The sequence below is a fragment of the Sulfitobacter sp. TMED3 genome (genome assembly GCF_002167505.1).
Taxonomy (GTDB): Bacteria; Pseudomonadota; Alphaproteobacteria; order Rhodobacterales; family Rhodobacteraceae; genus Sulfitobacter; species Sulfitobacter pontiacus.
Genome location: NZ_NHBI01000009.1, coordinates 1 through 24,413, shown reverse-complemented (window position 1 = coordinate 24,413; position 24,413 = coordinate 1). Strand labels below are relative to the sequence as shown.

At 61.0% G+C, this 24,413-nt stretch carries 21 protein-coding genes, 1 tRNA gene and 1 pseudogene; 16 read left to right on the top strand and 7 right to left on the bottom strand.

Annotation, left to right across the window (positions count from 1 at the left end):
• Window positions 1-37: 37 nt before the first annotated feature.
• A complete protein-coding gene (gene nudC / locus CBB63_RS03285) occupies window positions 38-1,006 on the top strand; it encodes an NAD(+) diphosphatase (protein WP_286698137.1) in 969 nt (322 codons plus the stop codon).
• A 527-nt stretch (window positions 1,007-1,533) separates the two neighbouring features.
• Here nudC and CBB63_RS03275 read toward each other — a convergent pair.
• On the bottom strand, window positions 1,534-2,382 hold the full coding sequence (locus CBB63_RS03275) for a prephenate dehydratase (protein WP_286698135.1): 849 nt from the start codon (window positions 2,380-2,382) through the stop codon (window positions 1,534-1,536).
• Window positions 2,383-2,514: 132 nt separating this feature from the next.
• Here CBB63_RS03275 and CBB63_RS03270 point away from each other — a divergent pair, with 132 nt between their 5' ends.
• The 5 genes from CBB63_RS03270 (at window position 2,515) to CBB63_RS03250 (ending at window position 8,966) form a co-directional block, all read left to right on the top strand.
• Window positions 2,515-3,024 carry a c-type cytochrome gene (locus CBB63_RS03270; RefSeq protein WP_286698134.1) on the top strand — a complete coding sequence of 170 codons (510 nt, stop codon included), beginning with the start codon at window positions 2,515-2,517 and terminating at the stop codon, window positions 3,022-3,024.
• 187 nt (window positions 3,025-3,211) lie between these two features.
• On the top strand, window positions 3,212-5,161 hold the full coding sequence (locus CBB63_RS03265) for an extracellular solute-binding protein (RefSeq protein ID WP_286698133.1): 1,950 nt from the start codon (window positions 3,212-3,214) through the stop codon (window positions 5,159-5,161).
• Between the two features lie 9 nt (window positions 5,162-5,170).
• Entirely contained in the window at window positions 5,171-6,259 is a 1,089-nt protein-coding gene (locus CBB63_RS03260; RefSeq protein WP_005850034.1) for a microcin C ABC transporter permease YejB, read from the top strand.
• Window positions 6,260-6,264: 5 nt separating this feature from the next.
• On the top strand, window positions 6,265-7,371 hold the full coding sequence (locus CBB63_RS03255; protein WP_286698132.1) for an ABC transporter permease: 1,107 nt from the start codon (window positions 6,265-6,267) through the stop codon (window positions 7,369-7,371).
• Window positions 7,368-8,966, top strand: coding sequence for an ABC transporter ATP-binding protein (locus tag CBB63_RS03250; RefSeq protein WP_286698131.1), 1,599 nt, complete (start codon window positions 7,368-7,370; stop codon window positions 8,964-8,966). The genes CBB63_RS03255 and CBB63_RS03250 overlap by 4 nt, the downstream gene beginning before the upstream one ends.
• Window positions 8,967-8,977: 11 nt before the next feature.
• Here CBB63_RS03250 and CBB63_RS03245 read toward each other — a convergent pair whose 3' ends face one another.
• Window positions 8,978-10,486, bottom strand: a complete 1,509-nt coding sequence (locus CBB63_RS03245; protein ID WP_037941210.1) for a D-alanyl-D-alanine carboxypeptidase family protein — start codon at window positions 10,484-10,486, stop codon at window positions 8,978-8,980.
• 245 nt (window positions 10,487-10,731) lie between these two features.
• A complete protein-coding gene (locus CBB63_RS03240) occupies window positions 10,732-11,424 on the bottom strand; it encodes an HAD family hydrolase (protein ID WP_286698130.1) in 693 nt (230 codons plus the stop codon).
• A gap of 90 nt (window positions 11,425-11,514) precedes the next feature.
• Between CBB63_RS03240 and clpS the strand changes: the two genes are divergently transcribed.
• The 4 genes from clpS (at window position 11,515) to hemF (ending at window position 14,603) form a co-directional block, all read left to right on the top strand.
• A complete protein-coding gene (clpS, locus tag CBB63_RS03235) occupies window positions 11,515-11,856 on the top strand; it encodes an ATP-dependent Clp protease adapter ClpS (RefSeq protein ID WP_005850026.1) in 342 nt (113 codons plus the stop codon).
• 3 nt (window positions 11,857-11,859) lie between these two features.
• On the top strand, window positions 11,860-12,852 hold the full coding sequence (locus CBB63_RS03230) for a class I SAM-dependent methyltransferase (protein WP_286698129.1): 993 nt from the start codon (window positions 11,860-11,862) through the stop codon (window positions 12,850-12,852).
• A gap of 29 nt (window positions 12,853-12,881) precedes the next feature.
• The gene (locus tag CBB63_RS03225) at window positions 12,882-13,694 is read left to right on the top strand and encodes an SDR family NAD(P)-dependent oxidoreductase (protein ID WP_286698128.1); all 813 of its coding nucleotides are present in this window, start codon (window positions 12,882-12,884) and stop codon (window positions 13,692-13,694) included.
• Window positions 13,695-13,709: 15 nt separating this feature from the next.
• Window positions 13,710-14,603, top strand: coding sequence for an oxygen-dependent coproporphyrinogen oxidase (gene hemF / locus CBB63_RS03220; protein WP_286698127.1), 894 nt, complete (start codon window positions 13,710-13,712; stop codon window positions 14,601-14,603).
• 107 nt (window positions 14,604-14,710) lie between these two features.
• Here hemF and CBB63_RS03215 read toward each other — a convergent pair whose 3' ends face one another.
• The gene (locus CBB63_RS03215) at window positions 14,711-15,277 is read right to left on the bottom strand and encodes a fasciclin domain-containing protein (protein ID WP_037953936.1); all 567 of its coding nucleotides are present in this window, start codon (window positions 15,275-15,277) and stop codon (window positions 14,711-14,713) included.
• A gap of 102 nt (window positions 15,278-15,379) precedes the next feature.
• Window positions 15,380-16,333, bottom strand: coding sequence for a hydroxymethylbilane synthase (gene hemC, locus CBB63_RS03210; protein ID WP_286698126.1), 954 nt, complete (start codon window positions 16,331-16,333; stop codon window positions 15,380-15,382).
• A gap of 109 nt (window positions 16,334-16,442) precedes the next feature.
• Between hemC and hemE the strand changes: the two genes are divergently transcribed.
• The 5 genes from hemE (at window position 16,443) to CBB63_RS03185 (ending at window position 20,873) form a co-directional block, all read left to right on the top strand.
• Entirely contained in the window at window positions 16,443-17,492 is a 1,050-nt protein-coding gene (hemE, locus tag CBB63_RS03205) for a uroporphyrinogen decarboxylase (protein ID WP_286698125.1), read from the top strand.
• A 62-nt stretch (window positions 17,493-17,554) separates the two neighbouring features.
• A tRNA-Met gene (locus CBB63_RS03200) sits at window positions 17,555-17,631 on the top strand.
• Window positions 17,632-17,843: 212 nt separating this feature from the next.
• Window positions 17,844-18,878, top strand: a complete 1,035-nt coding sequence (locus CBB63_RS03195; protein ID WP_286698124.1) for a TRAP transporter substrate-binding protein — start codon at window positions 17,844-17,846, stop codon at window positions 18,876-18,878.
• Window positions 18,879-18,973: 95 nt separating this feature from the next.
• Window positions 18,974-19,555, top strand: a complete 582-nt coding sequence (locus tag CBB63_RS03190; protein WP_286698123.1) for a TRAP transporter small permease — start codon at window positions 18,974-18,976, stop codon at window positions 19,553-19,555.
• A gap of 1 nt (window position 19,556) precedes the next feature.
• Window positions 19,557-20,873: a TRAP transporter large permease gene (locus CBB63_RS03185; protein WP_286698122.1), complete on the top strand. Its 1,317-nt coding sequence runs from the start codon at window positions 19,557-19,559 to the stop codon at window positions 20,871-20,873.
• A gap of 77 nt (window positions 20,874-20,950) precedes the next feature.
• On the opposite strand, the gene CBB63_RS03180 is transcribed toward CBB63_RS03185, so the two are convergent.
• Together CBB63_RS03180 and fahA are read right to left on the bottom strand one after the other, a co-directional pair.
• Entirely contained in the window at window positions 20,951-22,618 is a 1,668-nt protein-coding gene (locus CBB63_RS03180) for an ABC transporter substrate-binding protein (protein WP_286698121.1), read from the bottom strand.
• A gap of 301 nt (window positions 22,619-22,919) precedes the next feature.
• On the bottom strand, window positions 22,920-24,173 hold the full coding sequence (gene fahA, locus CBB63_RS03175; protein ID WP_286698120.1) for a fumarylacetoacetase: 1,254 nt from the start codon (window positions 24,171-24,173) through the stop codon (window positions 22,920-22,922).
• Between the two features lie 99 nt (window positions 24,174-24,272).
• Between fahA and CBB63_RS03170 the strand changes: the two are divergent.
• A pseudogene (locus tag CBB63_RS03170) lies at window positions 24,273-24,413 on the top strand (MarR family winged helix-turn-helix transcriptional regulator); the annotation flags it as partial.

The window sequence follows — 24,413 nt, the reverse complement described above, 5'->3', positions numbered from 1 at the left end:
GCCAATAGGCATGGTGCACGCAAACGGGAGGATACGCATGAAGCACGCCGAGACGGTCACTTTCGGAGGGTCAGCGCTTGACCGCGCCGGAGAGGTTCGCGCCGACAAGGAGGCCGTGGCCGCATTGCGCGCCGATGATGCCGCCCGCGCCATTCTGTTCTGGCGGGGNAAGNTNCTGATCGACCCCGCNCGCCCCGCGTCTGTTGTGCGTTTGCCNCTGGATCACCCCGTTCTGGCGGATGCCGGCTCTGCNCCGATCTTGCTGGGGCGCGAAGAGGGGGCCGCGCGGTTTGCCTATGACCTGTCGCCGTGNATGCCCGATGACTTCGACCCGCGNCANCTGGGGTCTTTCGTGGATCAAAGCGAACAGCGCCACCCGATGTTGCCGCCNGACTATGCTTTCGTCGAAATGCGCCGCGTGATGACGTGGCTCAGCCCGCGTGACGCCGAACTNGCCGCGACNGGCAAGGCCATTCTGGCGTGGCACGAAAANCACGGCTACTGCGCNCGCTGCGGCTTTGAAACCGTGGTGAATGACGCAGGCTGGCAACGCAACTGCCCCGCGTGTCGCGCGTCGCATTTTCCGCGCACCGATCCGGTTGTGATCATGCTGATTACCCACGGCAACTCTGTCCTNATGGGGCGGTCGCCGGGNTGGCCCGAGGGGATGTTCTCGCTTTTGGCGGGGTTTGTCGAACCGGGNGAAACGCTCGAAGCCGCCGTGCGCCGCGAGGTGTTNGAAGAGGCGGGCGTGCAGGTCGGTCAGGTCAGCTATCTTGCNAGCCAGCCTTGGCCNTTTCCCGCGTCGCTCATGTTCGGCTGCGCCGGAGAGGCGACAAGCCACGAGATCACCATCGACCCNAAAGAGATCGAAGAGGCCCTTTGGGTGTCNAAAGAGGACATGATGGATGTCTTTGCCGGGCAACACCCCAAGATCAAACCGGCCCGAAAGGGGGCGATTGCGCATTTCCTACTGGAAAACTGGCTTGCGGATACGCTGGATTAAGGCAACCTTCGGGAAAGACGACGAACAAGGCAGAACATGAAATTTTCCACCAAAGAAGACATCGACGCGCCGATTGATGCGGTATTCGACATGCTGTGCGAATTTGACCAGTTCGAACGCGCCGCCATGCGCCGCGGCGCAGAGGTGCAGCGCGTGGACCGGCTNGNAGAAGCGGGGCCGGGGATGCAGTGGGAAGCTGCCTTTGACATGCGCGGCAAACGGCGCGAGCTTCAGGTCGAGATGGACCGTTTTGACCGCCCGACCGAAATGAAGCTGAACACCCGTTCGCAGGGGCTGACCGGCGACATGAGCTTTGATCTCGTCGCCCTGTCACGCAGCCGCACCCGCATCATGGTCGCGCTAGAGCTCAAGCCGCAAAACCTGTCGGCCCGNCTGCTGGTGCAGTCGTTGAANCTGGCCAAGAATTCGCTGACCAAGAAGTTCAAGAAACGTGTCGGCGACTATGCCAAGGACATGGAAGACCGCTACCACAAACCCCGCTAGGGGGTTTGNGGNGNTTGCCGCNNTTACTGGCCGTGACGGTCGGGATGCGCGGGGTANACGCCCAGAATATCGATGAAGTTGGTNAAATGCGCCANCTCCTCNAGCGCGCGGGCGACGGCGGGGTCTTCGGGGTGGCCTTCGATATCGGCATAGAACTGTGTCGCCGTGAACGACCCGCCCGCCATGTAGCTTTCCAGCTTGGTCATGTTGACGCCATTGGTCGCGAAACCGCCCATGGCCTTGTAAAGCGCCGCCGGGATGTTGCGCACCTGAAAGACAAAGGTGGTCAGCATGTTTTCCGCACGGCGGGTCTGGTCCAGNTCGGGCGACATCAGCAANAAGCGGGTNGTGTTATGGTCCAGATCCTCGATGTCGCGGGCCAGCACCTTGAGCCCGTGAATATCCGCCGCGACCTCGCTTGCCAGCACGCCGANATCGCGTTCCTCCGACNCNGCAAGATCCGCCGCAGCNCCTGCGCTGTCTGCCGCTGCNTCTGANGTGATGCCATGGGCGTCCAGCCAGCTGCGCGCCTGCGGGATCAGCACCATATGCGCGCGCACGTGTTTGATGTCTTCGAGCTTCACGCCGTCATGGGCCATCAGGCTGATGCGCACGCGCACGAANGCCTCTGCNATGATGCGCAGCCCGCTTTGCGGTAACAGCCGGTGGATGTCCGCAACCCGCCCGTANGTCGAGTTTTCGACCGGCAGCATCGCCAGATCGGCGCGGCCTTCGCGCACGGCGCGGATCACCCCTTCGAAGGTCATGCAGGGCACGGGGATCATGTCGGGGCGGGCTTGCAGGCAGGCTTCGTGGCTATAGGCCCCCAAAGCACCTTGAAAAGCGATGCGCGGCGCGGTTTTACTGGTCATCAGGGGCATCCTTCTTCAAGCCGTTGCCAANTATGGCGTTTGGTCGCGGTAACTACACCTTGCCCCGANGAAGGGAAAGCAATAGATACGCCTGCAATACGATGCCCGAATACCAACGATGGACCTTCACGCATGTTCGATACAATGACCGTTACCAAAATCGCTGCCGGCCTGTTTGGCGCTTGGCTTGTCCTTCTGCTTGGCAAATTCGCGGGCGAAGAGCTTTATCATGCCGAAGCGCATGGCGAACAAGGCTATGTCATTGAAGTGGCAGACGCCTCTGGTGGCGGTGAGCCCGCTGAAGAAGTCGATTTCGCCGAGATCATGGCGGCCGCTGATCCGGCCAAGGGTGAAAAGGTTTTCCGCAAATGTTCCGCCTGTCACAAGGCTGAAGACGGTGCGAATGCGGTTGGTCCCTACCTCTACGGTGTTGTCGGGCGTCCGGTTGATTCCGCTGACGGGTATGCGTCCTACTCCGGCGCGCTTGAGAAANNGGCAGAGACATGGACCCCCGAGAACCTGAACGCCTTCCTGACCAAGCCTGCNGGTTTCGCGCCAGGCACCACGATGGGTTTCGCGGGTCTGCCCAAGATCGAAGACCGGGCGAATGTGATCGCCTATCTCGACAGCCTGGACAACTGATCCACCCNATATTCCGATTGCAAGGCCGCCCCCTCGTGGGCGGCCTTTTGCTGTGAAGTGCCCTGTTTTCAGTCAGGTAACATATTCGCAACTTGTAACTTGGGCGGTCGGGCCGTTAGCGTGTATCCGGCAGTGATCTGCCGCGACGACCCTTGTCTATCGCCTGTTGTTATAAAGGATACGCCCGATGCCCCGGACCCATGCCCGTGCTGACACAAAATCGCAAACCCCCATGCTGCGCGTCGCTGGNGCGGCCTTGCTTGTTTTCGGGGCCGCGATGCTGGGCGGTGCTGCNTGGGGGCAGGATGACGCCGCGCAGGGCAGTGACAAGATCATCACCGCGCATGGCTATTCCTTTTACGGCGATCTGAAATACCCCGCCGATTACACCCATTTCGACTANGTGAACCCCGACGCCCCCAAAGGCGGCGAGATTTCAATCTCTACCCTCGGGACGTTTGATTCGATGAACCCCTATTCGCGCAAGGGCCGTGGCGGNGCGTTGAGCACGGTGATGTATGAAAGCCTGCTTGGCGAGGGCGTCGGCGGAGAGATCGTGCCCGCNGATGTTTACGGCGAAGCCTATTGCCTGCTGTGCGAGAGCCTTGAATACCCCGAGAGCAAGGANTGGGTGGTGTTCCACATGCGNAANGACGCNAAATTCTCGACCGGTGANCCGGTGACGGCCCATGACATCGCCTTTAGCCACAACCTGCTGCTGGANCAGGGGCTGAAATCCTATGCCGATGCAGTGCGCAAGCTGATCCCCAAGGTCGAGGTGATCGACGATTACACCATCAANTTCTATTTCAGCCCCGGCGTGTCNCGGCGCAGCCTGATCGAACAGGTCGGCGGCGTGCCGGCGTGGTCGAAAAAATGGTACGAGGAAACCGGCGCGCGGCTNGACGAATCGCGGCTGGAAACTTCGCCCGGGTCCGGCCCCTATATGATCGACAGCATCGATGTGAACCGTCGCATCGTGTATAAACGCAACCCCGATTACTGGGGCAAGGACTTGCCGTTCAATGTGGGCCGCAACAATTTCGATAAAATCCGCGTCGAATACTTCGGCGACGAGAATTCCGCGTTCGAGGCCTTCAAGGCGGGTGAATATACCTTCCGCACCGAGGGCAGNTCGAAACAATGGGCNTCNTCCTATGACTTCCCCAAGGTGACCGCAGGGCAGGTGGTNAAAGAGGANATCCCCGACGGGTCGCCTCCCACGCCCTCGGGCATCGTGTTCAACCTTGGCCGCGAGGTCTTGCAGGACAAGCGCGTGCGCGAGGCCGTGGCCCTGGGGTTCAACTTTGAATGGACCAATGAATCNCTNCAATANGGGCTGTTNAANCNGCGNGCGTCNTTTACGCAGGANACNCCNCTGATGGCCACGGGCNCNCCCCAAGGGGCGGAACTGGCNCTGCTGGAAAGCCTNGGCGATGTCGTGCCGCCCGAACTGCTGACGNAAGANGCGGTGNTGCCGCATACNTCGGACGCGAGCCGCCTGTCGGACCGTCGCAACCTGCGCCGCGCAATGAAGCTGCTGGACGAGGCCGGTTGGGCCGTGGGCGATGACGGGAAACGCTATAATGCGCAGGGCAAACCCTTGCAGTTGCGGTTCTTGCTGAACTCCTCGGGGTCGGCGACGCTGTCGGCGGTGATTGAAAACTTTATGTCGAATTTGCAGAACATGGGCATTGATGCCGTGCTCGAGAAAGTCGACAGTTCCCAATACACGGCCCGCGAACGGGACCGCGATTACGACATGGTCTATGACAGCTATGGGGCGTTTCTGGGCACAGGCACCGGGCTGGAACAACGCTATGGGTCAGAGGCGGCGGCCTATTCGCTGTTCAACCCTGCAGGGCTTGCCAGCCCGCTGGTGGATGCGATTGTGACCGCGTCGCTGGCGGCCGACACGAAAGAGGAAGAGGACGCCAGCCTGATGGCGCTGGATCGGGCACTGCGCTATGAATTTTTCATGATCCCGACCTGGTATAACGACAGTTTCTGGACCGCCTATTACGACCAGTACGAACACCCTGAGACGCAGCCGCCTTACGCTTTGGGTTACCTCGATTTCTGGTGGTACAATGCAGATAAAGCAGACGCCTTGCGCGCTGCGGGCGCACTGAGGTAAACGGCGGCCATGGGCGCATATATTCTTCGACGGCTGTTGCTGATCATACCGACGTTGCTTGGGATCATGCTGATCAACTTTGCACTGGTGCAGTTTGTGCCGGGTGGCCCTGTTGAGCAGGCGATCGCGCGTATTCAGGGCGGTGGTGACGTGTTCGAAGGGTTCTCTGGCGGGGGATCGGATGCGGGGAATGCCGCAGATACCGGCGGCAACGAGAATTACGTTGGCGCACGGGGCCTGCCGCCCGAATTCATCGCAGAGCTCGAGAAAGAATTCGGCTTTGACAAACCGCCGGTAGAGCGGTTCGTGAACATGCTGTGGAATTACATGCGGTTCGATTTCGGCGACAGCTACTTCCGGTCGATCAGCGTGATCGAGTTGATCAAGGAAAAGCTGCCCGTGTCGATCACACTGGGGCTGTGGTCCACGTTGATCGCCTATCTCGTGTCGATCCCCCTTGGCATCCGCAAGGCGGTCAAGGATGGCACGGCTTTTGATACATGGACATCGGGCGCGATTATCGCGGCCTATGCGATTCCGGGCTTTCTGTTCGCGATCCTGCTGCTGGTGCTGTTCGCGGGCGGGTCCTACTGGCAGATATTCCCGCTGCGGGGGCTGACCTCGGATAACTTTGACCAGCTGAGCCCATTGGGCAAGGTCGCGGATTACTTCTGGCACATCACGCTGCCGGTGCTGGCCTCGACCATCTCGGCCTTTGCGACGCTGACCTTGCTGACCAAGAACAGCTTTCTCGACGAGATCAAGAAGCAATATGTCGTCACGGCGCGGGCCAAGGGCCTGTCGGAGCGTAAGGTGTTGTACGGCCACGTCTTCCGCAACGCGATGCTGATCGTGATCGCGGGCTTTCCAGCGGTGTTCATCGGTGTGTTCTTTGGCGGCTCGCTGATCATCGAGACGATTTTTAGCCTTGATGGCCTGGGCCGTCTGGGGTTCGAGGCGGCGGTTGCGCGGGATTATCCGATCGTCTTCGGGACGCTTTTCATCTTTGGCCTTATCGGTCTGCTGGTCGGTATCCTGTCTGACCTGATGTATGTGGTCGTCGACCCGCGCATCGACTTTGAAAAACGCGAGGGCTGAACCCGATGGCGCTATCCCCGCTGAACCAACGCCGCTGGCGTAACTTTACCCGTAACCGTCGCGCCTATTGGAGCCTTTGGATCTTTGCGATCCTGTTTGGCATCTCGCTGTTTGCCGAATTCGTGGCCAACGACAAACCGATCCTCGTGAACTATCGCGGCGACTATTACATGCCGATCTTCAAGTTCTACCCCGAGACGGCCTTCGGCGGCGATTTCCTGACCGAAGCGGTGTACCGCGACCCCGAAGTGCAATGTCTGATCGCCTCGGGCGGGCTGATCGACTGTCTGGACGACCCCGAGGGGATCATCGAGGATGCGCAGGATGGCGAGGTCGCGGGCGAGGCGATTGCGGCGGGCTGGTCGATCTGGCCGCCCATCCCCTATAGCTTTGACACCGCCGTGGACCGGCCCGGCGCGGCCCCGCTGCCGCCGAACGGGCAGAACCTGCTGGGCACCGATGGCACCAAACGCGACGTGCTGGCGCGGGTCATTCATGGCTTCCGGCTGTCGATTATCTTTACCCTGATTGTGACGGGGGCCGCATCGTTGATCGGGATCATCGCGGGGGCGGTGCAGGGGTTCTTTGGCGGCTGGACGGATCTGATCTTCCAGCGCGTGATCGAGATCTGGACCTCGACCCCGTCGCTTTATGTGATCATCATCATGTTTGCCATTCTGGGNCGCAGTTTNTGGNTNCTGGTGTTCTTGCTGGTNCTGTTCAGTTGGACATCGCTGGTGGGTGTGGTGCGGGCCGAATTCCTGCGCGCGCGGAACCTTGAATATGTGCGCGCGGCGCGCGCGCTTGGGGTGGGGAATATGACGATCATGTTCCGCCACATGCTGCCCAATGCGATGGTCGCGATGCTGACGATGCTGCCGTTTATCATCACCGGCACGATCAGTACGCTCGCGATCCTTGATTTTCTGGGCTTCGGCCTGCCGTCGTCGGCCCCGTCCCTGGGCGAGCTGACGTTGCAAGCCAAGCAGAACCTGCAAGCGCCCTGGCTGGCGTTCACCGCGTTCTTCACCTTTGCCATCATGCTGTCGCTGCTGATCTTTATCTTTGAAGGGATCCGCGACGCCTTTGACCCGAGAAAGACGTTCTCATGACGCCTTCGACCCAGAACGCCGCGGTGCTGCAAGTGGATGACCTGCGCGTCTCCTTCCGTCAGGAAGGCGCGTTGACCCATGCGGTCAAGGGCGTGAGCTTTGCCGTGCAGCGCGGGGAGACCGTGGCGCTGGTGGGGGAGTCGGGCTCGGGTAAATCGGTATCGGCGCTGAGCACCGTGTCGCTGTTGGGCGACAGTGCCGAGGTGTCGGGGTCGGTGCTGTATGACGGGCAGCAGATGGTCGGGGCGAGCGACAAGCTGCTGCGCAAGGTGCGTGGCAATGACATCAGCTTTATCTTTCAAGAGCCGATGACCTCGCTGAACCCGCTGCATACGATCGAAAAGCAGCTGGCGGAATCGCTGGCGCTGCATCAGGGCGTGGCAGGGGCCGAGGCGCGGGCGCGTATCCTTGAACTGCTGGACAAGGTCGGGATCGTGGATGCGGAAAGCCGGTTGGGTGCNTACCCGCATCAGCTGTCGGGTGGGCAACGGCAACGGGTGATGATCGCGATGGCGTTGGCCAACAAGCCCGATGTGCTGATCGCGGATGAGCCGACCACGGCCTTGGACGTGACCATTCAGGCGCAGATACTGGACCTGCTGAAAGAGCTGAAAGACAGCGANGGCATGGGCCTGCTGTTCATCACCCATGATCTGGGCATCGTGCGCCGCATTGCCGANCGCGTCTGCGTGATGAAACAGGGCGAGATTGTCGAACACGGNCCCACGCACGAGATTTTTGANAACCCGCAGCACCCCTANACGATCAAGCTTTTGGGGGCGGAGCCGTCGGGCCGACCGGACCCGGTTGCNCCCGATGCCGAGGTGATCGCCAGCACCGATCATCTGAAGGTCTGGTTCCCGATCCAGAAGGGGTTCATGCGCAAGACGGTGGATCACGTGAAGGCGGTAAACGACGCGTCGCTGTCGGTNCGCGCGGGGGAAACCCTTGGTATCGTGGGTGAATCCGGGTCGGGCAAGACGACGCTGGCNCTGGCGATCATGCGCTTGATCTCCTCTGAAGGGGGGATCANCTTTATGGGGCAGGANGTGCGCAGTTGGTCCACGCGGCAGTTGCGGCGGTTGCGCAAGGATATGCAGATCGTGTTTCAGGATCCGTTCGGCAGCCTGTCGCCGCGGATGACCTGTATGCAGATCATCGCCGAAGGGCTGAGCGTGCATAAGGTGGACCCCGACCGCAATCCGCGCGAACTGGTGCGTGATGTGATGATCGAGGTGGGCTTGGACCCTGCCACGATGGACCGCTATCCGCACGAGTTTTCCGGCGGGCAACGTCAGCGGATCGCGATTGCGCGGGCGATGGTGCTGCGGCCCAAGCTGCTGGTGCTGGACGAGCCGACCTCGGCGCTGGATATGACCGTGCAGGTGCAGATCGTGGACCTGCTGCGCAATCTGCAGCGCAAATACGGGCTGGCCTACCTGTTCATCAGCCACGACCTGAAGGTCGTGCGCGCGATGTCGCATAAGGTGATGGTGATGAAGCGGGGGNATGTGGTCGAATACGGCGATGTCGATACGCTGTATGACAATCCGCAGTCAGACTATACGCGCACCTTGNTACAGGCGACGACCTGAGCAGGCCAAGCTTAAGAGCTTGGCCCGATCATAAAGCAGTTCACATTGCGGGCGACCAGACGGCGACAGGCNAGATCGGCTGTCTCGCGGGTCATGCCAAGGAAGTTGGCGTCGAACCCTTGCGGGCGACGCACGACTTTGCGCAGGCTGCCGTCNAGGGTCGAGATTTCGGACAATGCGGTTTTCAGCAACACTTTCTCGGCGGCATAGCGGCTGGGGTAGCGGCCCACATTCACGCCCCAGTGACGCCCGCCAGATGTCGACACGCGGGTGATGACTTCGGGGGCGGGGGGCGCTTTNGGTGTGACCTGTTTGACCGCGGCGGTTTCAACCAGCGATGCGGCAGCCGAGGGGCGCAGCGTGGGCCGGACCGAGACCGAGGCGAGCAGGGTTTCCGCCTCTGCTGCGGGTTCCGGTGTCGGGGCAGGGGCCTCTGCNACGACGGGCGGCGCGGTTTTCTGCGCCTCTTTCAGCGCGGCGGTGATGTCCGAGTTCAGGATCGGCGANGTCGCTTGGGGCACCTCGGCGGTGGCAACCACGACCTGAGGCTGGTGGCCCGGACGCAATGTGGGACGTTTGGAAGTGGTGACGGCCCCCACGAGGCGGATGACCTTGCCCGCGGCCCCGTCAGACGCGACGGGCGTATCTTCGACATCGGCGTAAGCGGGCTTGGAGGGTTTTTTCAGCGGTGCGCTGGAGGGGGCGCGGCGGAAGCCCAGATCCATCAGCTCGGCCACTTTGGCGTTCCGTGCGCTGGTGGACGTGCCGCCGAAGACGGTCACGATAATGCGTTCATTGCCCCGTTCCGCCGAGGCGGTGAGGTTGAAGCCGGCGGCGCGGGTGTAGCCGGTCTTGATCCCGTCGGCACCTTTGTAGGACGACAGGAAGCGACGGTTGGTGTGGCTGACCTTGCGCACGCCCGCATCGGCAGTGATGCGCGAGAACAGGTTGTAGTATTCGGGGTGATCATACAGCAGGTGGCGGCCCATGATGGTCATGTCATGTGCGGTCGACATGTGGCCGGATTCTGTCAGGCCGTGGGCGTTCTTGAAGGTGGTGTTGGTCATGCCAAGCGCCTTGGCGGTGCGGTTCATGCGGCGGGCGAACTTGGCTTCGGACCCTTCGATGGCTTCCCCGATGGCGGTGGCGGCGTCATTGGCAGATTTGACGGCCGCAGCGCGGATCAGGTAGCGCAGGGCGATGGTCTGGCCCGATTTCAGCCCCAATTTGCTGGGCGGTTCGGACGCCGCGTGGCTGGTGATCTTGACCTTACTGTCGAGCGAGATCTCACCACGTTTAATCGCCTCGAATGCGATATAAAGTGTCATCATTTTGGTGAGGGAGGCCGGGTGCAGACGGGTATCCGCGTTTCGGGAGTGCAACACTTCGCCGGTTCGGGCGTCGATCACATAGGCAGCGTAGGGGGCCGCCATTGCGCTGAGCGGCAGGATCAGCAAGATCCATATAGCCGCAAGAATAAATAGCCCATACCGGGCTGGCTGCACACGCCGCACTCTCATCATAACTGCCTTTGCTCTGCCTCGGCCGTCGATTTTTCAACTGACCATTATTATTAAGGTAAGGTTACCATAGGACGTGTTTTCGATAAAGGCGTTCGATGTGGTGCAGCCCGGAAAAGCGGCGATTTCCGCGCAGCACATTTAGCGTGTGCCCAAAACTCCGCCACTATAGAGGCGATTGTGGCGGGAATGTGGCAAGAGTTGGGCGACAACGCAGCGAAGGTAAGGCGAGAATACAGCGGCGATCAGGGCAGCAGTTCTGCCACTTCGGACAGGCGCGTGATCTGGTGGAAGCGGGGCGAATCACTCGGGGCGGGGGCGTGCTCTAGGGCCCAGGTGACGCCGTGGGGGATATAGACGCCATGCCCGCCCGCGTGGATCATCGGCACCACGTCCGATTTCATGGAGTTCCCGATCATCATGCCGCGGGCCGGGCCGTCGCCGTGGGTATCAAAGATGCGCTGGTAGGTTTGCGGNGTCTTGTCCGANACGATTTCAATCGCGGTGAACATATCACGCANCCCGGATTCAGCGAGCTTGCGTTCCTGATCCAGCAGATCGCCCTTGGTCACCAGCACCAGCCGATAGTCGTCTTGCAGGGTTTCGAGGGTTTCGCGCACATCNGGCAGCAGTTCGACCGGATGGGCCAGCATATNCCGCCCCGCCGCCAGCAGTTCGGAGATGACATCGGCCGGNACGCGGCCNTCGGTGANCTCTATCGCGGTTTCGATCATCGAGAGGGTGAACCCTTTGATGCCAAAGCCGTAGTGGGGGATGTTGCGCCGCTCTGCCTCCAGCAGCCGGTCCATCAGGCTGTCGCGGTCGGTGTAATCGGCAAGAAGTTCCGCGAATTTGACCTGTGTCAAAGCAAAGAAGCGTTCGTTGTGCCATAAAGTGTCATCGGCATCAAAACCGATGGTCGTTAGCGGATTGCCCATCTTTGGCGCGCCCTCTTTTCTAATTCTGCTTTAGGGTTATATAGACGCCTACACGACTCACTTGAAACGACTTCTCAGGCAGGAGCAGCAATGCGCCTTGATGATCTTATGATGGCGGGCAAAGACCGGGACGACGACGAAACCGATCTGTTGACCAAGACCAAACCAAAGACCAAGCGGCCGCCTTTGTACAAGGTGATGCTGTTGAACGACGATTTCACCCCGATGGAATTTGTGGTGATCGTGCTTGAACGCTTCTTCGGGCTGAACCATGCCCAAGCCTTCGAGATCATGTTGACCGTGCATAAAAAAGGGCTGGCGGTCGTGGGCGTGTTCAGCCACGAGATCGCGGAAACCAAAGTCGCGCAGGTGATGGATTTCGCCCGGCGTCACCAGCACCCGCTGCAATGCACCATGGAAAAAGAAGAATAACACGTGATTGATGCACGTCTGCAACTGGCGCTTGACGGCGGTGGTCTTGAGTTGCCAGCTGAAGGGACGATTGCCGTCTTTCAGCCCCCCCGTGACAGTGATTTGCCAGGTCTGGACAAGGACCGCGTGCAGATTATCCATGATTTCAAACCGGATTATGACGCATGGGCCGNGCGCGGNTATGATGTCGTGCGCACCATCAAGGACCGCTATGCGGCCTGTATCGTCTGCCTGCCACGCGCCAAGGCCGAAGCCCGCGCCGTGATCGCCGCCGCCTGCGAGGTATGCGACGGGATCGTTGTGATCGACGGGCAAAAGACCGACGGTGCCGATAGTGTCCTGCGCGAGATGCGCGACCGTGTGACCGTGCAGGGCCCGATCTCGAAGGCCCACGGCAAGATGTTCTGGATCTCGGAACCGGCGGCGGAGTTCTTTTCCGACTGGCGTCAGGGGCCGGAGCTGACCGAAGGCGGGTTCTGGACTGCGCCGGGGGTCTTTTCCGCCGATGGTGTCGATCTGGCCTCGGCGCTGCTGNTGGACGCCTTGCCCGAGAAGCTCGGGTCCGAGGTTGCCGATCTGGGGGCCGGTTGGGGNTTTTTGTCGGCCCACGCGCTGACACGGCCTGACATCAAGAACCTTTANCTTGTTGAAGCGGGNCATATGGCGCTGGAATGTGCGCGCCGCAATGTCACCGATGATCGCGCGTCCTTTGCATGGGAGGATGCCACAAGCTGGGAGCCGCCCCACCGCATGGACAGCGTGATCATGAACCCGCCCTTCCACATCGGTCGCGCGGCTGAACCGCAGATCGGGCAGGCGTTTGTTGCCACGGCAGCACGCATCCTGTCGCCGCAAGGCAAGCTGTGGATGGTCGCGAACCGTCATCTGCCCTATGAGGCAGAGCTGAAAACCCGTTTCGCCNATGTCGAGGAAATCGGCGGCGATGCGCGGTTCAAACTGTTTCACGCGGCACGGCCTTTGCGCAAACGCCGATAGGCGGGCCGCGCCTGATTAAGGAACGATTTATGTCATTCTCAATCTCTGGCAAAAGCGTCATCGTCACCGGGGCCGCGAACGGCATCGGTTTGGCGATTGCCCGGCAATTCGCCGACAAGGGCGCAAANGTGATGTGTGCCGACATCGACGAGAAAGCGCTGGTCGAACAGCTGGGCGATGCCAAGGACGACGGCAACATCCGCTTTTTCGCNGGCGATCTGCGGCAACGGCTGACGATTGCGAACCTCGTCTCTGCCACCATTGACGCCTTTGACGAGGTNGACGTGTTGGTCAATGCCTCGCGGCAGTTCCTGCCGACGGATGCGCTGGACAATGATGACACCAGCGTTGAAACCCTGTGGCAGGAAAACGTGATGACCGCGATGCAGCTGACGCAGCAGGTCGCCAAACGCATGATCAAACAATCCGAGGGCAAGGAAGACGGCAGCGTGGGCAGCATCGTCAACCTCAGCTCGACCACCTCGCGGCACACNCGGCCCGAGTTGATGGCCTATTCCATGGCGGCGGCCGCGCTTGAGCAGATGACGCGGTCGATGGCGCTGACGCTGGCCCCGCATCGCATCCGGGTGAACGCNGTGGCTTTCGGNTCGGTGATGAGCGGGTCGCTGAAAGCGTCCTGCGCCGAGAACCGCGAGTGGCGCGACGACATCCGCAACCACACGCCNCTGGGGCGCATCGCNTCGCCGTCAGAGCTGGCCGACACGATCCAGTATCTTGCCGCCGACAGCTCNAGNTTCCTGACCGGCGAAGTGATCGTTGTGGACGGGGGGCGGTCCTTGCTGGACGCNGTGGACGCGCCGGCACACTANANTACGCAGTAACGAAAGGCTTTGCGCATGACCGTTGATTTCGAGGCGGAGAAGACCCGCGCCGCTGAGTGGTTCCGCAGCCTGCGCGACCAGATCGTGGAGGCATTCGAGACGCTGGAGCGTGACCACGCCGAGGGCCCGCTGTCTGATGCCGCGCCCGGCACGTTCGAGGTGACCCCGACCAAACGCAGCAGCGACGACGGCAGTGACGCGGGCGGTGGTCTGATGAGTGTGATGCGCGGCGGGCGTGTGTTCGAAAAGGTCGGCGTCAACGTCTCTACGGTGTTCGGCACCNTGGGAGAGCGCGCGCAGGTCGCGATGGCGGCGCGNAAGGGCATCCCCGGNATGGCCGAAGACCCGCGGTTCTGGGCGTCGGGCATCAGTCTGGTCGCGCATATGCAGAACCCNCATGCCCCGGCGGTCCATATGAACACCCGCATGTTCTGGACNCCNCATGCCAGCTGGTTCGGNGGCGGGTCCGATCTGAACCCCTGCATCGAATATGACGAAGACACCGCGCATTTCCACGCCGTGCAAAAGGCGCATCTGGACCCTCATGGCAGCGATCTCTACCCGCGGCTGAAGGCCTGGGCGGATGAGTATTTCTATATCCCGCACCGTCACCGCGCGCGCGGGGTCGGCGGTATTTTTATGGATGATCACGCGACAGGCGATTGGGAGGCGGATTTTGCCCTGACACAGGATATCGGCCGCGCCTTCCTGCCCGCCTATCTGCCGCTGGTGCAAAAGCGGATCACGCAAGACTGGTCAGAGGCGGATAAAGAGGCGCAGCTGGTGCATCGCGGGCTCTATGCCGAATATAACCTTGTCTATGACCGCGGTACGAAATTCGGGCTGGANACGGGCCATGACGCCAATGCGGTTCTCATGAGCCTGCCGCCTTTAGCGAAGTGGATCTAGGGGGCCAGCCCCCGCCCTGCGGGCTCCCCCGGGATAGCTGCCATTTGGAATGAAGAAGGCCCCCGACCGTGCAGGTCGGGGGCCTTTTCGTCTAAACCGGTATCAGCTTATTGCTTTGGCAGCATCACGCCGTCGATAACGTGGATCACACCGTTGGACTGTTTGACATCCGCGATTTCGATGAAGGCCGTATTGCCGTTCTCGTCCGTCAGGATCACGCGGCCATCATCGGCGTAGGAGGCTTGCAGCGTGCAGCCGCCCAGTGTCGGCACGGGGTGCTCGCCGCCGTCGTCCTTGATCATGCCCTGCAGCGCGTCAGCCATCACGGCCTTGCCCACCACGTGGCAGGTGAGGATTTCGGTCAGACGTTCTTTGTTCTCTGGCTTGACCAGCATTTCGACGGTGCCTGGCTCAAGACGGTCGAAACCGGCGTTGGTGGGGGCGAACACGGTGAAGGGGCCTTCGCCTGCGAGGGTATCAACCAGACCGGCAGCTTTCACAGCAGCAACCAATGTGGTGTGGTCGGCAGAGTTCACGGCGTTTTCAACGATGTTCTTGTCGGCGAACATTTCAGCACCACCGACCATGGGGTTCTTCATCTCGTCGGCGAAAGCCGCACCGGCAGTCAGGGCCAGAGCTGCGGTTGCGGTCATCATCTTTTTAGCGAAAGTCATGGTGGTCTCCTCGGTTTATATCGTGATCATTTGGTGATCATGCCGAAGCAACGGGGCCATGCTGCGCTTAGTTTCAAACAGAGCGCGAATTTATTTTGGATGTTATTCTTTGACGTGCCAGTCGAAGAAGCCGGGGCCTGCCTGGGCCAGCAGGTCCTGCGCCAGATCGACGCCCATCTGNCCGCCNTGCGCAATAGGGCCGCTGCGGTCGCCGGCAATCGCCTCNGACCCGTCGGGGCGCAGGACCTGGCCGCGCAGGTGGAGCGTGTCGCCGTCCAGCGTGGCCAGCCCGGCGATCGGTGTCTCGCAGGATCCGTCAAGCGTGAGCAGAAANGCGCGCTCGGCGGCCAGACGTTGGCCCGTGGGGGTGTCGTGGATCGCGGCGAGCATGGCTTCGGTATCAAGGTCACCGGCGCGGCGTTCGATGCCAATGGCCCCTTGCGCCACCGCGGGCAGCATCAGCGTATCGTCGATCGGCGTGGCGGGGACGTGTTGCATGCCCAAACGGTTCAGACCGGCCACGGCGAGGAAGGTACATTCGGCCACACCATCGGCGAGCTTTTTCAGCCGCGTCTGCACATTGCCGCGGAATTCGACGACCNGCAGGTCGGGACGCTGGTGNAGCANCTGCGCACGGCGGCGCAGGCTGGAGGTGCCGACNACCGCGCNTTCGGCCAGTTGGTCCAGCGCCGAGAGGGTGGGCGCGACAAAGGCGTCGCGGGGGTCTTCGCGCGGCAGNTAGGTATCAAGCAGCAGGCCCCCCGGCTGGATCGTGGGCATGTCTTTCATCGAATGCACGGCGATGTCGATTTTGCCCGCCAGCAGGTCTTCTTCGATTTCNCGGGTGAACAGNCCCTTGCCGCCGATGTCCTTGAGCGGGCGNTCCTGAATGACATCGCCGGTGACTTTGATCACGACGATTTCAAACGCNGCCTGNGGNATTTCAAACGCNGCGGCCAGACGGGCNCGGGTTTCATAGGCCTGGGCCATCGCCAGTGGCGAGCCGCGGGTGCCGATGCGCATGGGGTTTTCGGGGGTGGGCAGGTTCACAGTCATGGCTCTTCTTTAGGGGTGTGGATTTGATCTGACAAGCGGTGCCATTGCCTTGACATCGCGGCGCTACATCTTGACCTAAGACAAAACCATTGAAGAGTAGGAATNCCCGATGCCGCAGACCGACACGCAAAGCAAAACCATTCTGCGTTCATTGGCCGGAGAGACGCTGCCGGTGCCGCCGATCTGGATGATGCGGCAGGCCGGNCGCTATCTGCCCGAGTATAAGGCGACGCGGGCGCAGGCGGGGGATTTCCTGTCTTTGTGCTACAACCCCGAGCTGGCGACCGAGGTCACCTTGCAGCCGATCCGTCGTTACGGGTTTGATGCGGCGATCCTCTTTGCGGATATTTTGCTTGTACCTCAGGCACTTGGCGCTGATCTGTGGTTTGTCACCGGCGAAGGGCCGCGCCTGTCCACGGTCACCACACAGGCGGATTTTGACCAGCTGCGGCCCGTGGGCGATATCCACGAGACGTTGAACCCGATCTATCAGACGGTGCGCAACCTTGCCGGTGAACTGCCGCGCGAGACGACGTTGATCGGCTTTGCCGGTGCGCCCTGGACTGTCGCGACCTATATGATCGCGGGGCAGGGGACCAAGGATCAGGGGCCTGCGCATCNGCTGCGCACCCAGGATAACGCCCTGTTCGAGAAGCTGTTGGACCTGATTACCAAGGCAACCATCGAATATATGTCTGCGCAAATTGACGCAGGCGCCGAGGTGATGAAGATCTTTGACAGCTGGGCGGGGTCGCTGCCGGGCGATGCTTTCGAGAAATACGCGCTGNCCCCTGCNCGCGAGATCACGCAAGAGCTGAAGAAGCGCCACCCCGGTATTCCGATCATCGGTTTNCCGCGCGAGGCCGGCGATAAATACATCGGNTTCGCCAAGGCGACGGGGGTGGATTGTGTGGCGCTGGATAATTCCGTCTCGGCGGATTGGGCGGCCAAACATGTGCAGGTGGACGGTTGCGTGCAGGGCAACCTTGCATCGACCCATATGGTNACCGGCGGGCAGGCGCTGGNGGATGAGACGCGNCAGATCGTCAAAGCCTTNTCCAAGGGCCCGCATATCTTTAACCTAGGCCACGGGATCACNCCGGATGCCGACCCTGACAANGTGCAGCGCATGATTGATACGGTGCGCGAGGGCGAATAATCNAATAAGATTGGCTTTGGCTCTTGACGGGGGCCGAAGCCTGTCATACTCGGAGCGCCGATGGCGTTATAGCTCAGTTGGTTAGAGCGAACGACTCATAATCGTTAGGTCCCTGGTTCAAATCCAGGTAACGCCACCATCTCCCCCCCCGCANAGATNTGACTTTTGTAGGATAGCTGTTGTTCAGCATGGCCTGTCGTGTGTCGTGTTCCCGAGCTNCGTNTTTTTCATCNGCTTGTACCGGAGGTGATTGATAATCCCCTGTCGCTGGTGTCAGAGTGTCACTCAGCTAAAGGCTCGGAACTGCTCGGCAACAGAGCGGTCCGTTTTGACTGAACACGGGAGATTAGAATGATGATGAGAAGAACCCTGATGGGGATCGCGGGTGCGGCCCTTGCCGTTGGCATGAGCGCGACCGGCGCGATGGCGCAAGAGGTCACCCTGCGCATGCACCAGTTCCTGCCGCCACAGGCCAATGTGCCCAANCTTATTCTGGATGTCTGGGCCGATAAGGTCGAAGCCGCCAGCGACAACAAGATCAAGATTGAACGCTACCCCTCCATGCAGCTTGGCGGGAAGCCACCGGAGCTGATGGACCAGGCGATTGACGGTGTGGCCGATATCGTCTGGACCGTGGTGGGCTATACCCCCGGNCGCTATCCCACGACCGAAGTGTTCGAGCTGCCCTTTATGGTCACCGACGCCCGCGCGGCGAGCTCTGCCTATTGGCAGATGTTCGAAAAGCACATGAAANACACCGAGTTCAAGGACGTACATATTCTGGGCACATGGGTTCACGGCCCCGGCATGCTGCACACCAACACCGAAGTGCGGTCGCCCGACGATATGCAGGGTCTGAAGATTCGCGGCGGGTCGCGTCTGGTGAACCAGCTGCTCGAGATTACCGGCGCGACGCCAGTGGGCATGCCGGTTCCGGCGATTCCCGAAGGTCTGTCCAAGGGCGTGATCGACGGCACCACGATCCCGTGGGAAGTGACGCCATCGTTGAAAGTGCCGGAACTGGTGAAGAACCACACCGAATTTGACGGTGCNGCACTTTATACGCTGACNTTNGTGCTGGCGATGAACAAGGACCGCTATGACGGGCTGTCGGANGAGCTGAANAAGGTNCTGGATGAAAACTCCGGTNTNGAATTNTCGGTCTTTGCGGGGGGCACNCAGGCGGATGCCGATGGCCCNGCGCGTCAGGTCGCGGTTGATCTGGGCAACAACATNGTCGAGCTGAACGAAGAAGAGACCCAAGTCTGGCGCGANGCGTCGCAGCCGATCTATGACAGCTGGATTGCCGATATGGACAGCAAGGGCATCGANGGTCAGGCGCTGATCGACGAAGCGCGNGAATTGATGGATGCCTACGGCAANTAATNCCTGANGACGATAGCNGGCCCGCGGTGCATCCCTGCGCCGCGGGCCTGATTGCTTGATACACCCCAAAATACCTAGACAAGATTGAGAGAACCATGCGTCGGCTGATATATTTTCTTGCCCGCTTTACCGCCGTGATCGGAGGGCTGGTGNTGATGGCACTGGTGCTGATGACCACGGCCTCTATCATCGGGCGCACGGTCAACAAGATGCTGCATAGCCCCTTCTTTCAGGAGAAGCTGACCGGCCTGTCGCAGGGGCTGATTGACATGGGCATCGGCGAGATCAACGGCAATTATGAATTGCTGGAGGCGGGGGTCGCTTTCGCCATCTTCTCGTTCCTGCCGATCTGCCAGTATTACGGCGCCCATGCCACGGTGGATGTGTTTACCTCTTTCCTGCCGGCGCGGGTGAACCGCTGGATCATGGCCTTTTGGGAGGTCGTTCTGGCCGCGGTGATCGTGCTGATCATCTGGCGTCTCTACGAAGGGATGCAACGCTATCTTGGCAATGGCGAGACGACATTGTTCCTGCAATTTCCGGTGTGGTGGGCCTATGCCGCCAGCTTTGCGTCCGGCGTGATTGCCAGNGTTGTGTCTGTCTATTGCGCCGTGATCCGCGTGATAGAGGCGATCCGCGGCACCGATATTCTTCCCAGCGAACAAGGGGCCCATTAAGATGACCAACCTAGAACTGGGCTTCTGGTCCTTTCCNGTGCTGCTGCTGATGATCTTTNTGCGNGCCCCNATCGGGCTNGCNATGCTGCTNTGCGGGTTTGGNGGCTGGTATCTGGCGATGGGGGGCAACCCCACGCCGCTGCTGTCAAAGCTCAAGTCCGAGACCTACACGACGTTTTCCAGCTATTCGCTGAGCATCATTCCCATGTTCCTGCTGATGGGCCAATTCGCGACCCTATCGGGAATGAGCCAGGCCCTGTTCAAAGCGGCAGAGAGCTTTCTGGGGCATCGTCGCGGGGGTGTGGCGATGGCGGCCGTGGGGGCCTGCGCGGGCTTTGGCGCGATCTGCGGCAGCTCGCTGGCGACAGCGGCGACCATGTCGAAGGTCGCGCTGCCCGAGCTGCGCCGCTATGGCTATTCCGGCGGGTTTTCCACCGCGACACTGGCCGCGGGGGGGACATTGGGCATCCTGATCCCGCCGTCGGTCATTCTGGTGATCTATGCGATCCTGACCGAACAGAATATCGCCAANCTGTTTCTGGCGGCCTTCCTGCCCGGTGTGCTGGCGGCCATCGGCTATGTTATCACGATCTCGATCTATGTGCGTCTGAACCCCAAATCNGCGGGCGTGCGCCCTGCGGTGCCCATGGGGGACCGCTTCAAGGCGCTGGCGAATACATGGCCGGTGCTGGTGATCTTTTTCGTCGTCGTGGGCGGCATCTATCTGGGGTGGTTCACCCCGACCGAAGGCGCGGCTGTGGGCGCTGCGGGCACTGGTCTGGCGGCGTTGCTGGCGGGCACTCTGAACTGGGCCGTCTTGCGCGAAAGCCTGATGGGCACGGCCAANACCACGGGGATGATCTTTTTCATCGTGCTGGGGGCNGGGTTCTATAACGGCTTTCTGGCCCTGTCNGGCGTGCCGCAATTCATGGCTGACTGGGTCGTGGGGCAGGGCTATAGCCCGTGGTTCGTGCTGGTCGTNATCCTTGTCTTCTACCTCATTTTCGGCTGNCTGATGGACAGCCTGTCGATGATCCTGCTGACCGTGCCGATCTTTTTCCCCGTCATCTCGGCGATGGATTTCGGGATGAGCACAGAGCATCTGGCGATCTGGTTCGGNATCCTTGTGCTGATCGTGGTCGAGGTGGGTCTGATCACGCCNCCGGTGGGGATGAACCTGTTCATCATCAACTCGATGGACCGTGAAACCCCGATGACAGAGACCTATAAGGCCGTGATGTATTTTGTCGGCTCCGACATCGTGCGGGTGATCATTCTGGTGATGTTCCCCGCGATCACGCTGTTCCTGCTGCCCTGACAGGGCACAGCGCTGTGACATGAAAAAAGGGCCGCGTCNGACGCGGCCCTTTNNTTTNGGGAATGGCAAACNGGTGNTTACGACGTCCAGGCCATCCGCGCAGGGTGNTATTCAAAGCCGATGTGGTGTCCGGCCCCGACCAGCCCTTCGCGGGTGTGATTATAAAGCGAGCGCCAGTAAGGCTGGATCGTGACGCCTTCGTTCTGGATCAGCGCTTCGCCCTTGGCCATCAGAGCGCGACGTTTTTCGACATCGGCGACCGACAGGGCCTCGGTCAGGAGGGCGTCGAATTCGGGGTTGGACCAGCCAAATTCGTTCCACGCCTCGCCCGAGCGATAGGCCAACGCCCAGATCTGCACACCCAGCGGACGCGCGTTCCAGTTGGTCGAGGAGAAGGGGTATTTCGTCCAGTCGTTCCAGAAGGTCGACCCCGGCAGGATCGTGCGTTTCACCTTGATGCCAGCGTCGCGCAACTGTGCGGCGACCGCATCTGTGGTGTCNTTGCGCCATGCGTCGTCGATNGAAAACAGCTCGTGCTCGTAGTCGGCCATGCCGGCCTCTTCCATNAGGGCGCGNGCNCCTTCNGGGTCCGCNTCGCGCGGGGGNAGCTCGGCATATTCGGGGTGCATCGGGCCNACNTGGTGGTTTTCGGCNACCAGCCCGCGACCGGCATANCCCAGTTCAAGCAGCACGGCGTTNTCGACNGCCATGGCCAGCGCNCGGCGGACACGCGCATCGGCNTAGGGTGTCTTGCCATCCACCTCGGCCAGTTGGTTGGGGCGGATCACAATAGTCGCACCCGTGGCGATTTCGTTCTGGTTCCAGCCGTCCAGCGTGCTGAACACGTCGATGAATTCACCCTCGATGGAATAGGTGGCGTCGATCTCTTCTGCTTCGGCGGCGGCGACAAAGGCCGAAGGGTCAGTGCCNTAGTCGATGTATTCCAGCCGGTCGATATAGGGCCCGCCGTAGACCTCGGTGCCCCACCACGTGTGNTCGGGGTTCTTGACCAACACGGCCTTGATCCCGACTTCGACGGATTCAGGCAGGTAGGCGCCGGTGCCGACAGGGTTGTCGAGCATGGTTTCCGGATCAAACCCTTCGGGGACGATGGCGGCGGGGTAATCGGCCATGCCGGGGATCAGGGTGATGTCGGGGCGGGGCAGCGACAGCTTGACCGTATGGTCATCCACCACGGTGATCGCGCCTTCGATCGCCTGACCGGAGTCCTCGTCGATCAGCGTGGCAAAACGCCCGGCCATCGAGTTGCCCTCGACCGATTTATCGCACCAGCCCGTGATGTTGCGCGCCACATCGTTGGCGGTGAAGGGCGTGCCATCGTTCCACGTGACACCTTTGCGCACGTTCAGCACATATTCGGTGGCGTCTTCGTTGATCTCCCAGCTTTCGAGCAATGCGGGGGTGAAGGTGCCGTCATTCTCCCAGATCGCGAGATATTCAAGCCAGCCACGGGTGATGTTGGCGATCTGCGACCAGTCGTAGGTGCGCGGGTCTTTCAACGCGCGGACCTCCATCTGCATCCGTACGGTGCCGCCGGATTTATGCGCGGCCGCATGTGCGGGCGCTGCCATGCCGATCATCGCATAGGCGGTTGTCGCCGTGGCCCCAAAGGCGCTGGCGAGAGCCAGAAATTCGCGTCGGCTGACCGGATCGCGTTTGGCAGCTTCGGCAGAGGCGTGAATGGCGGCGGGTAAGGGGGTGCCGGTACGGGTTAAGAACGTCATGATCTTCCTCTCTGGTCGGGTGCTGCCCCTGTGGTTCGGGCGGCGGATACGAAGCACAAGCACAGGCGCTGGATGCTTTGCGGTGATGCAGCTTTGCTGCGTTTATTGGCTAGGAATGTAACTAGCATGTATCACAGAGTTTCAAGCATAGCGCGGCGGTGCGTCAACCCACAGCAGCGGCGGTCACCGGAGTTTGCGCAAAACGCACTGCGCGCCCGATCCGGTTCAGGATCAGACGCGCGACCCGTGGCGCGCTATCGGGCGCCTCCGGCGGGAGTTTATTTGGCAAAATGAAGCGCGGTTATGGCGTGGGTTTCGCGGGGAGGATCGTACCGGCGCAAGCCCCGAAGCCGATGCGATACCCGTCGCCTGCGGCGTGGCCGGTCAGGATCATCGTATCCCCGTCCTGCACAAAGCTGCGGGTGGTGCCATCGTTCAGCGCGATCGGTTCCGCGCCGCCCCAGCTGAGTTCGAGCAGGCTGCCGCGAGCATCTTTGTCGGGGCCGGAGATGGTGCCGGAACCGAGCAGATCGCCCGCGTTCATCGCGCAACCTGACGCCGCGTGATGCGCCAGCTGTTGCGGGGCGGAATAATACATCGTGTTGTAATTGGTACGCGCGATGACCTGTTGTGCGCCGCCATCGGGCTGGATGATCACAGACAGGTCAATGTCGTAGAGCATCGGTTTCGGCTCTGCCAGATAGGGCAGCAGATCGACCTCGCGCTCGGGCGTGGAGGCGCGGAACGGTTCAAGCGCCGCTTTCGTCACGATCCACGGAGAGATGCTGGTGGCGAAGGCCTTGGCCTGAAACGGCCCGAGCGGTTGATACTCCCACGCCTGAATGTCGCGCGCGGACCAATCATTCAGCAGCACATAGCCAAAGATCATCTCGTCCGCTTCGGCCACGCTGGGGGTGTCGCCCATATCGGTGGAGGTGCCGACGATTGCCCCCATCTCGAGCTCGATATCAAGGCGCTGGCTGGGGCCGAAATGCGGGGTCTCGGCGTCCGCCGCTTTGATCTGCCCGTTGGGCCGACGGATGTCGGTGCCGGAGACGACAACGGTCGAGGCGCGGCCGTTATAGCCGATAGGCATGTGCAGCCAGTTCGGGGGCAGCGCGTTTTCCGCGCCCCGAAACATGGTGCCGACGTTGGTCGCATGGTGCCGGCCCGCGTAGAAATCGGTGTATTCCGAGACGACAATCGGCATGTGCAGGCGGATGTCAGCCATGGGGACAAGATGCGGGGCGACCTTGGCCTGGTCGGGGCTGCCGGTTGCCAGCAGGTCGGTCAGGCGNNCNCGCAGNGTGGCCCATGCGTCGGGGCCCAGATCCATGACGTCATTCCAATAGGGCACATCGAAGACAGGATCGAAGTGGAGCAGGATCAGATCTTCGGCCTCTACCGCGGCCATGTCGAGCACCATATCCCCGATCGCCACGCCGCAGCGCGGTTCGAGCGTGTCGGTGGAAAACACACCGTAAGGCAGGTTGTTGAGCGGGAAGTCGGTGTCGGCGCTGTTCGCGCTTTCAACCCAAGAGGTAAGCAATGTCATCGGTGTTCCTTGCGTGTCGCTGCGGGTGCCTGAAAGCTACCTTGCAAAATCTGCTTCGTTGGTAATAGTCCTTTGTGTAACTAACAAGCGATTGCCCTGATGCCAGACCAGAATTTCGAGCTGACCCATTTCCTGCCTTACCTTCTAAACCAGGCAGCGGAAGCGAGCAGTCTGGCGTTTCAGCGCACCTATAAAGATCGCTACGGCATGCTGCGGACCGAGTGGCGGGTGCTGTTTCAT

Coding starts and splice junctions, on each gene's coding strand:
- CBB63_RS03260 (WP_005850034.1), top strand. CDS start 5,171: ATGGGCGCATATATTCTTCGACGGCTGTTGCTGATCATACCGACGTTG.
- clpS (WP_005850026.1), top strand. CDS start 11,515: ATGCGCCTTGATGATCTTATGATGGCGGGCAAAGACCGGGACGACGAC.
- CBB63_RS03215 (WP_037953936.1), bottom strand. CDS start 15,277: ATGACTTTCGCTAAAAAGATGATGACCGCAACCGCAGCTCTGGCCCTG.